This window comes from Microbacterium sp. Mcb102 (genome assembly GCF_024519805.1).
Taxonomy (GTDB): domain Bacteria; phylum Actinomycetota; class Actinomycetes; order Actinomycetales; family Microbacteriaceae; genus Microbacterium.
The window spans coordinates 513889-526760 of the sequence record NZ_JALJRG010000003.1 but is presented as its reverse complement, the minus strand read 5'-3'; the positions used below and the strand labels follow the sequence as shown (position 1 = coordinate 526760).

General features: G+C 68.3%; 14 protein-coding genes and 1 pseudogene. 7 read left to right on the top strand and 8 right to left on the bottom strand.

All coding sequences use genetic code 11. From position 1 onward, the window contains the following. Positions 1-56: 56 nt before the first annotated feature. From OC372_RS11370 to OC372_RS11355, 4 genes and pseudogenes are all read right to left on the bottom strand, one after another. Positions 57-602, bottom strand: a pseudogene (locus OC372_RS11370) (LLM class flavin-dependent oxidoreductase); the annotation flags it as partial. A gap of 84 nt (positions 603-686) precedes the next feature. After that, positions 687-1688, bottom strand: a complete 1002-nt coding sequence (locus OC372_RS11365) for an Abi family protein (RefSeq protein WP_262002099.1) — start codon at positions 1686-1688, stop codon at positions 687-689. Between the two features lie 681 nt (positions 1689-2369). After that, positions 2370-2627, bottom strand: coding sequence for a type II toxin-antitoxin system RelE family toxin (locus OC372_RS11360; protein WP_029264315.1), 258 nt, complete (start codon positions 2625-2627; stop codon positions 2370-2372). Continuing rightward, positions 2624-2872 (bottom strand): type II toxin-antitoxin system Phd/YefM family antitoxin, encoded by a 249-nt coding sequence (locus OC372_RS11355; RefSeq protein ID WP_029264316.1) that lies wholly within the window; start codon positions 2870-2872, stop codon positions 2624-2626. Before OC372_RS11355 ends, OC372_RS11360 begins: the two co-directional genes overlap by 4 nt. A gap of 78 nt (positions 2873-2950) precedes the next feature. Between OC372_RS11355 and OC372_RS11350 the strand changes: the two genes are divergently transcribed. The 6 genes from OC372_RS11350 to OC372_RS11325 all read left to right on the top strand — a co-directional run bounded on the left by OC372_RS11350 (position 2951) and on the right by OC372_RS11325 (position 8686). Continuing rightward, positions 2951-4393 (top strand): adenosylhomocysteinase, encoded by a 1443-nt coding sequence (locus tag OC372_RS11350; protein WP_262002098.1) that lies wholly within the window; start codon positions 2951-2953, stop codon positions 4391-4393. Then, entirely contained in the window at positions 4390-5733 is a 1344-nt protein-coding gene (locus tag OC372_RS11345) for an amidohydrolase family protein (RefSeq protein ID WP_262002097.1), read from the top strand. Before OC372_RS11350 ends, OC372_RS11345 begins: the two co-directional genes overlap by 4 nt. Beyond that, the gene (locus OC372_RS11340; protein ID WP_262002096.1) at positions 5730-6158 is read left to right on the top strand and encodes a cupin domain-containing protein; all 429 of its coding nucleotides are present in this window, start codon (positions 5730-5732) and stop codon (positions 6156-6158) included. Before OC372_RS11345 ends, OC372_RS11340 begins: the two co-directional genes overlap by 4 nt. Positions 6159-6234: 76 nt before the next feature. Further along, positions 6235-7089, top strand: a complete 855-nt coding sequence (locus OC372_RS11335) for an ABC transporter substrate-binding protein (RefSeq protein WP_262002095.1) — start codon at positions 6235-6237, stop codon at positions 7087-7089. Then, the gene (locus tag OC372_RS11330) at positions 7086-7952 is read left to right on the top strand and encodes an amino acid ABC transporter permease (protein ID WP_091030652.1); all 867 of its coding nucleotides are present in this window, start codon (positions 7086-7088) and stop codon (positions 7950-7952) included. The genes OC372_RS11335 and OC372_RS11330 overlap by 4 nt, the downstream gene beginning before the upstream one ends. Further along, positions 7949-8686, top strand: coding sequence for an amino acid ABC transporter ATP-binding protein (locus OC372_RS11325; RefSeq protein ID WP_262002094.1), 738 nt, complete (start codon positions 7949-7951; stop codon positions 8684-8686). Before OC372_RS11330 ends, OC372_RS11325 begins: the two co-directional genes overlap by 4 nt. Before the next feature lie 33 nt (positions 8687-8719). On the opposite strand, the gene pnuC is transcribed toward OC372_RS11325, so the two are convergent. Together pnuC and OC372_RS11315 are read right to left on the bottom strand one after the other, a co-directional pair. Then, entirely contained in the window at positions 8720-9433 is a 714-nt protein-coding gene (gene pnuC / locus OC372_RS11320; RefSeq protein WP_105712098.1) for a nicotinamide riboside transporter PnuC, read from the bottom strand. Between the two features lie 2 nt (positions 9434-9435). After that, positions 9436-9963, bottom strand: coding sequence for a GNAT family N-acetyltransferase (locus OC372_RS11315; protein ID WP_262002093.1), 528 nt, complete (start codon positions 9961-9963; stop codon positions 9436-9438). Between the two features lie 197 nt (positions 9964-10160). On the opposite strand from OC372_RS11315, the gene OC372_RS11310 reads away from it, so the two are divergent. After that, positions 10161-11510: an HNH endonuclease gene (locus tag OC372_RS11310; RefSeq protein WP_262002092.1), complete on the top strand. Its 1350-nt coding sequence runs from the start codon at positions 10161-10163 to the stop codon at positions 11508-11510. Here the strand turns inward: OC372_RS11310 and OC372_RS11305 are convergent. Beyond that, complete coding sequence (locus OC372_RS11305) at positions 11492-11746, bottom strand: hypothetical protein (RefSeq protein ID WP_262002091.1); 255 nt, start codon at positions 11744-11746, stop codon at positions 11492-11494. The two genes, OC372_RS11310 and OC372_RS11305, sit on opposite strands and share 19 nt — an antisense overlap. 87 nt (positions 11747-11833) lie before the next feature. Next, positions 11834-12751: a DUF808 domain-containing protein gene (locus tag OC372_RS11300; RefSeq protein WP_262002090.1), complete on the bottom strand. Its 918-nt coding sequence runs from the start codon at positions 12749-12751 to the stop codon at positions 11834-11836. Positions 12752-12872: the final 121 nt, after the last annotated feature.

Below are 12872 nucleotides of genomic sequence, written 5' to 3'. Positions count from 1 at the left end.
ATACTCAGTGCTGCTCAACCGCAATAACAGTGCTGCTCAGCCCCTCGAATACTCACGACCACGGCGTCGTCTTCCCACGAGCCCTCCCAGAGCTTGTAGAGCACCTCGACGTACTCGTCCGCGTGGTCATAGCGGTCGTCGTGCGCGAGCTGATCCTCCTGGCCCATGTTGCGGGCGGCGCTGGGCAGGTATCCGGTCACGACGTTCCAGCCGATCCGGCCCTGGGTGAGGTGGTCGAGGGTGCTCAGCCGGCGCGCGAAGGGGTAGGGGTGCTCGAATGCGGTGCCCGCGGTGATGCCGAAGCCGAGGTTCTCGGTGACCGCGGCCATCGCGCTCACCAGCAGGATCGGGTCGTTCACGGGCACCTGGGCGCCGTTGCGGATCGCGGCCTCGTTCGTGCCGCCGTAGACGTCGTAGGTGCCGAGCACGTCGGCGATGAAGATGCCGTCGAAGGTCGCGCTCTCCAGCAGCTTCGCCAGATCCGTCCAGTACGAGATCGTGTTGTACTGCCGCGACCGGTCGTCGGGGTGCCGCCACAGGCCGGACGACTGGTGGGCGACGCAGTTCATGTCGAACGCGTTGAAGCGGATCTGACGGGTCATGCCCCCATGAAAGGCGAACGGCGCGGGGTGGTCCAGGGCCGCCGAAATGCGCGGACACATTCCGGGGGATGCTGGTCGATGGGTCTAGCTCGATCCGCTGGTTTTCCAGAGGCCTTGCTGAGCCCACCCGTCGGGGAAGCCCATGCTGTCGATCCTCACGTGGGGGACACTCGGAAAGGTGGCTACCAATTCCTTGAGGCACCGCGTCCAATCGGCGTAACCACCGATGCTGCGCAGCAGATACGCGATTACGGCCAACGAGTTGTAGAGGCCGAAGTCCTGCTTCGGCGCTGTGTCTTCACGCAGGTGCGCCAACACGGGAATCGCATTGTTCTTTGGTCTGGTGGGCGCATCGACGAGCTTTCTGTTGAACAAGCGCGCCTGGTGTGCCGCGACGTTCCGTACATAGTTGGTGCTCGCGATCCAGCTGGCCAGGACAGTCTTGCTGGGTACTGAGTAATGAAGGGCGATCCGAGTGGCGAGATCGTTCTGCAGCCCGCGGTAGAGCTTGGCGAGGTGGCCGAGTTCAAGAATCTCGGTCAGTGCCCAAATCGGCATTCGATCGTCGCATTTCCGTCGAAAGTGCTCGACGAAGGCTTCCTTCGAGCTGGCTCGCATTTCGTCCACGCGGCTGATCCACTCGGCATGTTTGCTCGTCATCACGCCAGCGCCCGTATCGATGGATGGCGCGGTGAAGGCCGGAGTGAAGCATCGTTGATCGAGGTGCGCGAAGGCCGAAGTCTGGCCGAGGATGTAGCCGACTTGAGTACGAAGCGAAACCTCGATGCGTTCGACGGCCTCGAGAACGAGCAGGCGTAGCGCGCGATCGAATGCGATCAGCGCCGCAGCATGCTCCAGACGGGTGTCCTTCCGATACGAACTCAGAATACGAGTCGACTGGCGACCGCGGTCATCAATGAACTTCTCCGACTCGCGAGATGGATAGAGATACCCCGTGAGGCGGTAGTAGCCAACCTCTTCGAGCAACTGTTCAGCGGCCGATTCGTCGTCGACGATCAGACCTCTGCCCTGGAGTTGCGCAATCTGCTGCTTTATAGACATCCAAGGCTTGGTGTACTCGACCACGTGTCTCCCCAAAAGAAAATCAGCCCGAGCCGTGAGGCGAGCGGGCTGATCGTGATGTTCCAAGACTAGCATCCTCGAGCCCATGCGAGGAGGGCCCTAAGCCCGATTCGGCGTGTAACATGTTACCGTGAAGGAACCCCTTGCGCCGCCAGTGAGCCGCGGAAGGAACAGTGAGGACCGACGTGATCCAGAGGCCTGGAAGCACCCGACGAAGCCACACCGGGCTGCGTTCCCTGACCGATCTCCTGATTGTCGTTGGTGTGGGTGTCCTTGCGTTCTTCGTGAACGGCTACGTCTCCGCGGCAATCATGGTCCTTACTGTCGGCGGGGTCCTCGGCGGGGCGAGGGTGCGTCGCCGGCGCCGGGCGGAACCGGCACGACACGAAGGGTCGTCTCACGCATGACTTCCGGTATCGCACCCCTGCACCTCGTCATCACGGTGATCGTGCTCATCGTCGTCGTCGCACTCGTCGGTTACCTGGTCCTTCGTGTCAAGCGGGGTGGCAAACGGCGCGACTGATCCGTCCGCTGCTATGGGTGAGGTTCACCAACGTCCGGTGCCCCTCATCCGTGACGCCGCCGCAGCCCGTGAACCGATCGGGCTTACGTTGTGTTGTCGATGCCCCCGCAAGCATCGGATCGGCTTCGCTTTAGGCGGCGACGTCCAGCACTCCGGCTTCGCTACTGCTCGTAGACGTCCCGCCGATGACCCAGCGTCACGACCGCGACGATGAGCACGTCGTCGTCGATCGTGTAGATGATGCGGTAGTTCCCGACGCGGACGCGGAGTCCGTCGCGTCCCTGCAGCGCCTTCGCTCCCGGCGGGCGGGGGTTCTCGCCGAGCAGGGCGATGGCACCGCGGATCCGGTCGCGATCCTGATGGTCGACCTTCTTCAATGCTCGAACCGCAGCGGGGCGCAGTTCGATCCGATAACTCACGTCCAGCCCAGGTCGGCCTTCACCTGATCCCAGGGGATGTCCGGGCCTTCTTCGGCCATCGCCTCGTCGAACGCGGCCACGTCTTCGGCATCTTCAAGTGCCTCGATCATCCGTTCGTACTGCTCCGGGCTGACCACGACGGCGGCACGCTGACCGCGTCGCTCGATGAACACGGCCTCCTCCTGGGAGCGGGCGATGACCGTCGAGAGGTTGTTGCGCGCGTCGGCGACGCTGATCGTGGACATGGGCAAATTGTACATCTTGAAGTCTGAGATGTACATGACGTGCTCATCTTCCACCCCCGCGGGCTCTACCCTTGACAGGTGACCGACGAGACCGTGACCGCCCAGCGTCTGGTGCGCCGCTTCGCCCGCGAGACCAACCTGCTCGTGTCGGGTCGGGACTTCTCGGTCGTCGGGACGGATGCCGTGGCCGAGGCGCTGCGTCAGCTGCTGCCGGCGCTCGGTGCGCACCTCGGCGACGGCGGCGTGACGTTCGTGACGGGCGAGGCGCCCGAGATCCTGCTCGACGGCCACCCGCTTCCCGTGCGGAAGACGGCCGAGGACCGCGTGGATGCGGCCGGACGTCACATGCCCGTCTCTTCCGACCTCGCCCGGCGCCTCGGCGAGAAGGGGACGGTGCGCGGGGTCCGCATCGGCATCGCGATGGTGCTCGAACCCAAGACCGCCCAACTCGCCCTGCTGCTGCGGGATGCCGGCGCCACGGTCGCCGTCTACGCGCACCCCGATGAGATCGACGTCGAGGTCGCGGCGGTGCTGCGTGCTCGGGGCATCCCCGTCGACGGCGACCCGACCCTCTCGGGTGCTGCCGAACGCACTGCCGCCGTGTCGTTCCTGCGCCGCGGGTTCGACCTGCTGCTCGACGACGGTTCGCACCTGATCCGCCTCGCGCATGAGGAGGGGATCGCCACAGAACTGAAGGGTGCGGCCGAGGAGACCACGAGCGGGCTCACTCCGCTTCGGCTCATGCAGCGTGAAGGCGTGCTCGAGATCCCCGTCATCGCCGTGAACGACGCCCTCACCAAGACCTCCTTCGACAACCGCTACGGCACCGGCCAGTCGTGCGTGTTCGCGATCGCCGATGCGCTGGATGCCGCGGGCATTGACCTCCGCGACCAGCCCGCGGTCGTGGTCGGCTACGGCCCCGTCGGCGAGGGCGTCGCCGCGCACCTGCGGGCACTCGGCGTGCAGGTCGCGGTCACCGAGACCGACTCCGTCCGCGCACTGCGGGCCGCCCACGACGGCCACCGCATCGGCCGACTGCATGACCTCGCTCCCGGCGCACTCGTCGTCTCGGGCACGGGCGCTCCGCACACGGTCGACGCCGAGGTGCTGCGTACGGCGGCGGTCGTCGCGGTCGCGGGCGGCATTCCGCACGAGATCGACCTCGATCCCTCGACGCTGCGACCGTATGCAGGCGAGAACGGCGAAGCCCCTCCGTTCGTCGAACGCGCCGGAGACGGTGCCCTCGTGATCGCCCGCGGCGGCTGCGTAAACCTGTCGGCTGGCGAGGGCAACCCGATCGAGATCATGGACCTGTCGTTCGCGGTGCAGCTCTTCGCCGTCGAGCATCTGCTCACGCACGACCTGCCCGCCGGAGTGCATCCGCTCCCGCCCGAGGCCGACACCACGATCGGCACGGCCGCACTCGCCGCCCGCGGAGAGCGCATCGACGAGCGCAGCCCCGCGCAGGTCGATGCACTGCGCGAGTGGCGCTCGCCGCGATTCCGGGGAGCATCCGCATGACCGCCGTCACCGTCTACTCCGCCGGGCTCGTGGTGCCGATCACCGCGCCACCGATCGTCGACGGCGCGGTCGCCGTGCGCGACGGCCGCATCATGCACGTGGGCGAGCGCGAGTGGGTGCTGCGGTCGCTGTCCGAACGCGGGATCGAGGCCGACGAGGTGCACTGGCCCGGCGTGCTGACCCCGGGCCTCGTGAACGCGCACACCCATCTGCAGTACACCGGCATGGCCTCGGTCGGCCGCGGACAGTACGACGGGTTCGACGACTGGGTGCGAGCGTTCGACCCGGTCTACGAGGGCGGGCGCGACTGGGCCGCGGATGCCGCCGACGGCGCGGCACAGGCGCTGCGCTCGGGCACGACCGCGGTGGCCGACGTGGTCACCGACCGCGCCGCGGCGACCGCCCTGCACGATGCCCGACTGCACGGCATCACCTATTGGGAGGTGATGAGCTGGACCAACGACGACTGGGCGCGCACCGGACGCGCGCAGGTCGAGCAGGCCCTCGACGCATTGCCCACCCCGCCCGGAACCGGCCTCTCGCCGCACGCCCCCTACTCGCTCGACATCGAGCCGCTGCTCGAGATCCCTGACATCGTGCGCGAGCGCGGCGGACGCATCCACATCCACCTCGGCGAGGCCGCGTTCGAGAGCGAGTTCGCGCACGAGCATCCGCAGGCCTGGCACACCGCCGGTCTCGCCAGCTTCCAGGAGCTGCGCAAGGCCGGATTCGGCACCAGCGCCACCGAGTTCGTCGACCAGCTCGGCGTGCTCGGGCCCGACTGTCACATCGCGCACGGCGTGTACATGAGCGCCCGAGACCGTGCCATCCTGCGCGAGCGCCGCACCACCGTGGCACTGTGCCCGCGCTCGAACGCCGTCATCGGACTCGAGGAGCCGCCGATCGCCGCGTACCTGCGTGAAGGTAGCCCGATCGCCGTCGGCACCGACTCCCTGTCGTCCAGCCCCTCGCTCGACGTGCTCGCCGATGTGGCGGAGCTCGCCCGCATCGCCCGTTCGCAGGGCTACACCGACCGCGACCTGCACGCGCGACTGCTCGGCGCCGCGACCCTCGGTGGCGCGCACGCCATGGGGATCGACGTCGGCCCCGAACGCACCGGATACCTCGCCGTCGGCGCACTCGCGGACCTCACCTTCTTCGATATCCCGGCCGGCCCGGATGCCGTCGCCGAACTCGTCGAGCACGGGGCCGGCCGCGCCGCCGCGACAGTCGTCTCCGGCGAGGTGCGCTTCGCGATCGAGTCCTTCGGGCGCGCCGCCGTCGAATCCACACCCGCCCCATCCCGACCCGTCGAACCCGCATCCGGAGGTTCCGCATGACACAGCGCCCCGCGACCGCCGAGCGGCTCGACCTCGCCGCCCACCCCGAGGGCGGCTGGTTCCGCCGTACGTGGACGAGCCCGCTGCCCGTCGAGACGCCGAACGGCCCGCGACCGGCGGCCACCTGCATCCACTACCTGCTGCTGCCCTCTGAGCGCAGCGAATGGCACGTCGTGACCAGCGATGAGCTCTGGCTCTGGCATGGTCCGGGCCGACTCGAACTCCGCCTCGGCGGCGACGGTGCGGAACCGGGCGCGGCGACCACGGTCGTGCTCGGCCCCGACGATGCCGCCCAGGTGCTGGTTCCCGCCGGTGTCTGGCAGGCCGCCCGCCCGCTCGATGCCGACGAGGTCCTGGTCTCGTGCTTCGTGTCTCCAGGTTTCGATTTCGCCGATTGGCGTCTCGCCGAATCGCCTACTCTGTAGAGGCAGACCGTCTCTGCAGAAGCAGACCCGCCTGCCTCGCCGTCTCCTCCACACCCTTCCTCGCACTGGAGTCATCGTGCCCTTCGCTCCCTCCCTCCGCCGCGCGGCAGCCGCTGCCGCTGCCGCCGCCCTCGCCATCACCCTCGCCGCCTGCAGCGCTCCCGCTGCCGAGACCGGATCCGGCAGCGGTGACGACTCGGGCCTGCAGACCGTGACCGAGGGCAAGCTCACGATCGCGACCGGCGAGCCCAACTACGAGCCGTGGTTCGTCGACGACGACCCCTCCAACGGCGAGGGCTTCGAGGGCGCGGTCGCGAACGCGGTCGCCGAGCAGCTCGGCTACAAGGCCGACGACATCGTCTGGGTGCGCACGACCTTCGACGGCGCCATCGCGCCGGGCCCGAAGGACTGGGACATCAACCTGCAGCAGTTCTCCATCACCGACGACCGCAAGAAGGCTGTCGACTTCTCGTCGCCGTACTACACGACCACGCAGGCCGTGGTCGCGGTCGGCGACTCGCCCGCGGCATCGGCCACGACCATCGACGAGCTCAAGGCCACCAAGGTCGGCGTCGCCAGCGGCACCACCAGCTACACGGTCGCCAAGGCCGAGCTCGGTGAGGCGAACCTCAGCGTGTTCAACTCGGTCGACGACGTCGTGCTCGCCCTCAAGGGTGGCCAGATCGACGCCATGATCACTGACCTCCCCGGTGCGTTCTACGTCGTCGGCGCACAGCTCGACGACGGCGTGGTCACCGGACAGTTCGCCGGGGCCGACGGCGGCGACGAGTTCGGCATCGTGCTGCCCAAGGGCTCGGCGCTCACCTCGGACGTGACCGATGCGGTCGACGCCCTGCGTGAAGACGGAACGCTCGACGAGCTGCAGCAGAAGTGGCTCAGCGACGCGGTCGACGTCCCCGTCTTCAAATGACCTCACAGCCCGTCGACACGGCGTGGCAGCCGAGCGAGCTCGAGCTGTCGCGCCGCGTCCTGCGGCGCCGGGCGACCACCCGGTCCGTCCTGATCGCGCTGATCAGCAGCCTCGTCGTCGCCGCGGTGCTGGTGATCGTCGTCGTCAACACCCCCGGCTGGGCAGTCGTCAGCCAGACGTTCTTCGACCCGCAGGTCGCGCTCGACAGCATCGGTCCGATCTTCCAGGGGCTGCTCGTCAATCTCCTGGTGCTGGTGATCGCCGCGGTCTGCGTCGCGATCTTCGGAACCACCCTGGCCACCATGCGCTCGCTGCGCGGTCCGGTGTTCTTCCCGCTGCGCGCGCTCGCCGCGGCCTACACCGACTTCTTCCGCGGCATCCCCCTGCTGATCGTGCTGTATCTGATCGGCTTCGGCATCCCCGCGCTGATGATCTTCCCGCGCATGCCCGCGATGTTCTGGGGCACGATCGCCCTCGTCCTCACGTACTCCGCGTACGTCGCCGAGGTGCTCCGCGCCGGCATGGAGGCCGTGCACCCATCGCAGCGCATCGCCGCACGGTCGCTCGGACTGACCCATGGCCAGACGCTCCGCATCGTCGTGATCCCGCAGGGTGTGCGCAAGGTCGTGCCCGCGCTCATGAACGACTTCGTGTCGATGCAGAAAGACGTCGGCCTGATCTCGGTGCTCGGCGTGGTCGATGCCGTCCGCGCCGCTCAGCTGATGGTCGCCGACACCTACAACTACACGCCGTACATCGTCGCCGGGCTCATGTTCATCATCCTCAGCTGGCCGATGATCCGCCTGACCGACGTCGTCACCGCGCGGATGAACAAGCGCGAGCAGGCCGGAGGGGTCGTATGAGCGTTCCGGTGATCGAGGCCAGGGGAGTGCGCAAGCGCTTCGGCGACCACGACGTGCTGCGCGGCATCGACCTCGCCGTCGGCACCCATGAGGTGGTCGTGCTCATCGGCGCCTCCGGCTCGGGCAAGTCGACGTTGCTGAAGACGATGAACCTCATCGAGGGCGTCGAGGACGGCCAGATCTTCCTGTCGGGTGAGGACATCACCGATCCGCGGGTGGATGCCGACGCCGTGCGCGCCCGCATCGGGGTCGTGTTCCAGCACTTCAACCTGTTCCCGCACCTCACTGTGCTCGACAACGTCACGCTCGCGGCGGTCCGCGTGCACGGCATGCGCAAGACCGAGGCGCGGGCCAAGGCGCGCGAGCTGCTCGAGACGCTCGGGCTCGGTGCCAAGGCCGACGAGTACCCCGACCGGCTCTCCGGTGGTCAGCAGCAGCGCGTGGCGATCGTGCGCGCGATCCTCACGCAGCCCGAGGTGCTGCTGCTCGACGAGATCACCAGTGCGCTCGACCCGCAGCTGGTCGGCGAGGTGCTCGACCTGGTGCGTCAGCTCAAGCAGCAGGGTGCGACCATCGTGATGGCGACGCACGAGATGTCGTTCGCCCGCGAGGTCGCCGACCGCATCGTGTTCCTCGAGCACGGCGTGGTCGTCGAGCAGGGGCCGCCGTCGCAGGTGTTCGATGCGCCGCAGCAGGCCGCGACCGCGGAGTTCCTCGCGCGCGTGCGGCACTGAGCTCGGCCGACGGCGGATCCGGCTGCGGCGCGCTCAGGCGAGCTCGTCGTCCTCGGGGCGCCTCGGATTGGGGTCCGGCGGCAGGATCACGACCGGCTGCGCGGCGGTGCGCTGCGCCCGCCACCAGATGACGAATCCGACCGCGGTGAAGATGCCGTAGAAGACGTACATGAAGCCCGTCGCGTAGTAGCCGGAGCTGAAGAGCAGGGGCACGCCGACCACGTCGACCGCGATCCAGATCAGCCAGAACTCGGTCCAGCCCTTGGCCATGCCGTAGGTGGCGAGCAGGGAGCCGACGAAGGTCCAGGCGTCGGCCCACACCGGCTCCCACGAGCCCAGCGCGCGGAACAGTGGGGTCAGCGCGACGGTGCCGACGACCATCACGATCACCAGGCCGATGCGGGCCCCCGTCGGCGCCCACTTCGGCACGATCTGTCCACCCTCGGCGTTGCGCCAACGCATCCATCCGTAGATCGCGACGGCGATGAACATGATCTGCCGGCCGGCCTGGCCGAGCAGGTGCGGCAGCGAGGGGTCGGGGCTGAGCGCGGATCCGAGGAAGACGGTGAGCAGCAGCAGGTTGCCGATGATGCCGACCGGCCACGCCCAGATCTTCCGGCGCATGCCGCCGAGCGCGCTCGCCAGGCCGAATGCGTTGCCGACGACCTCACGGACGAGGAGCGTCTGCCCGCCGGGCAGCGTCCAGTTCGAGTTGAAGGCGTCGACGAACCACTGCAGCAGGTCCATGGTCAGGATGCGGCGCCGGGTTCGGCGCGGTCGTCGAGCACGAGCTGGAGCATGCTCAGGTCCAGCCAGCGCCCGAACTTGGCCCCGACCTGCGGCATCCGCCCGACCTCGGTGAAGCCGAGGCGCTCGTGCAGGGCGATGGAAGCGGCGTTCCCGCTCTCGATTCCGGCGATCATGACGTGCATCCCCGCGGCGCGGGCGCGCTCGACGAGTGCGGCCATCAGCGCGGTGCCGATCCCGCGGCCGTGCTGACCGCCGAGGACGTAGACGGAGTGCTCGACCGTGTGCCGGTAGCCGCTGTGTGGACGCCACTGCGCGTACGACGCATAGCCCAGCACGCCGGAGTCGTCGACCGCGACGATCACCGGATAGCCGTGCGAGGTGCGATCGGCGAGCCAGGCGATGCGGTCGGCGAGGTCGACCGCATCCTCGTTCCAGATCGCGGTGGTGTGCAGCACCGCATGGTTGTGGATCGCGGTGATCGTCTCGAGGTCTGCGGTCTCCGCATCCCTGATTCGGACGTCTGTCATCGGCGGGTGGTCTCTCTTCTGCTGCGCTCGGGTGCGCATCCTGCTGCCGCGCTTCGGGTGCGCATCGCCGACGCTAGCAGGATGCCGCGCCTTCGAGCGCACGGGGAGCGCACACGGTGTCGACGCGGCGATATGCGAGCCCGTCGACTTATCCACAGCCTCTCCTATATATCGAAGATATCTTCTAAACTCGAAGCATGGCAAACCCCCATCTGACCCCCTTGATCGAGGCCGTGGAGTGCCTCGAAGAGGTGTGGGCCGATGCGGAAAACGCCTCGGAACTGTCTCGGGTGCAACTGCTCGAGGCCCACCGGGCGATGGGACTGGTGCAGCGCCGACTCGATGGCATTCACGCCGAGCTCGCGGCGAGCATCGCGCGGGAGTCCCGGCCCGAGCTGGGGGCGGCGAGCCTGGCGAAGGAACAGGGCTTCCGCAGCCCGGCCACCATGATCGCCGCGACGACGGGCGGATCCACGGGCGATGCGGCGCGGTTGGTCAAGGTGGGCGAGGCGACGGCGCCGCGGGCGAACCTCATCGGCGAGGCGCTGCCGCCGCGGTATCCCGAGGTGCAGCAGGCGATCGGTGCCGGCACCCTCAGCGCGGCAGCGGCGGCGTTGATCGTGACGCTGCTCGATCGGGCGCGGCTGAAAGCCGGTCTGGAGCGCACCACCGACGCCGAGCGTCTCCTGGTCGAGCGGGCGGCGGGGCTGTCACTCGACGACGTGCGAAAGCTGGTCGTGCACGCAGAGGCCTGGCTCGACCCCGACGGTGTGGCTCCACGCGAAGACGAGGCGCGGTCGCGGCGTTCTCTGACGATGTTCGAGCGCGACGGCTCGCTGCACCTGACGTTGCAGACCGATGTCGCCTCCGGCGCTCCGGTCAAGGCGGCGATCCAGGCGTACGTCACCGCGACGTTCCAGGCGCGAGCGCACGTGCTCGATCCCGAGGCGCCGGATGCCGATCGGCGCACCGTCGCGATGCTGCAGGCCGATGCGCTCGCCGAGATCTGCGCGCACGCGAGCGGATGCGACAACGGCGGCCTCCCCGTCTCGGGGGCGACGGTCATCGTGCGCGTCGGGCTCGATGAGCTGAACGCCGGAACCGGCTTCGCCTCCGTCGACGGCCTCGACCAGCCGGTCAGCATCTCCGCATGTCGTCGGATGGCGGCCGGCGGGGGAATCATCCCCGTCGTCCTCGGCGGTGGCGGTGAGATCCTCGACTGGGGGCGTGAGAAGCGGCTGTTCACCCGTGCCCAGAGACTCGCGCTCGTGGAACGCGACGGGGGTTGCGTGATGTGCGGGCTGCCGCCGCAGATGACCAGAGCGCACCACCTGCGCTGGTGGCAGCGGGATGCCGGACCGACCGATCTCGACAACGGAGTGCTGCTCTGCGAGAGCTGTCATCATCGCATCCACGACAACGACTGGGAGATCAGGATCGAGGGACGCGGGTTCGCCGCGCGGGTGTGGCTCGTCCCGCCGCCGAACGTCGATCCGCACCGCAGGCCGAGGCTCGGGGGCAGAGCGCGCTACGACATCGCGGCGTGAGCGCGAGTTCCCTCACGCAGCCGGGCGGTGATGGCGGCGAATCCCGCTGACCAGGCTGCGCCCAGCCCCGCGGCGGTCGCGCTGGCGGCGGTGAGTTGAGCACCTGATCCGGCGATGGCGGCGAAGACGAACCAGACCACGGCCGCACCGATGCCCACGATGGCGATGGCGGAGATCAGGCGCAGGGTCCGACGCAACTGTGTGGCGCGATCAGTGTCGGCGTGATCAGTGCTCATGCTCCGATCAAACCGAAGTGGACGGCAGGCCGCATCCCCCGCGCGGCGGATAGCGGCGGCGGAAGGCGCGAGACGGTGACGTCGGACTCAGACGTGCACGTCGGCGGGGGATTCCTCGCCCTCGTGGAAGTTCGGCGTCTTGCCGAACAGCTTCGCGATGCCCAGCACGATCCCGACGATGAGCAGCCCCAGGATGAGACCGGCGATCGCGGAGATGATGGTGTCGACGATCCAGACGACGACGGCGCCCGCGGGCTCCAGGGCGTGCTCGACCGCGTGCAGCACATCGACCGGGAAGTGCCAGCCGACCTCGCCGAGGTTCACGAGCACCAGGTGTCCACCGACCCAGAGCATCGCGACCGTGCCCAGGATGCTGATGAAGCGGAACACCGCGGGCATCGATCGCACGATCCGGGTTCCGGTGTGACGCACGCGCCGCACCGGGTTCTTCGCCATCTTCAGACCGATGTCGTCGATCTTCACCAGCAGGGCGACGGCGCCGTACACGACGCCCGTCATCAGGAGTGCGATCACGGCGAGGATCGCGAGCGTCGCCCAGATGTCGAGCCCCTTCTCCAGGCTCGCCAGCGAGATGAGCATGATCTCGGTCGAGAGGATCAGGTCGGTGCGCACCGCGCCCAGGACCAGCTTCTTCTCGTCGCGAGCGCCCTCGTCGGCATGGCCGTGCTGCACGCCGAACCACTCGAGCACCTTCTCGGCCCCCTCGAAGCACAGGTACGCGCCACCCAGGATCAGCAGATACGGCAGCACCCACGGCGCGAAAGCGGTGAGGAGCAGTGCCGCCGGGATGATGATGAGGAACTTGTTCGCGAGCGAACCGAGCGCGATCTTGCCGACCACGGGCAGCTCGCGCGCGGGCGTGATGCCCTGCACGTACTGCGGGGTGACCGCGGCGTCGTCGATCACGACACCCGCTGCCTTGGCCGAGGCCTTCATCGCGGCGCTCAGGATGTCGTCGACGACGGCGAGCAGTCCTACGGACATGGGCGGTTCCCCTCGGGCGGTGTGCAGTGCGGAGGCAACTCTATCGAGTTCGCAGAAACTCACAGCGCGCTCCCAGCCCCGAGGGACCAAAAAGGCGCAGTCCACGGTTCTTCCCTATGAC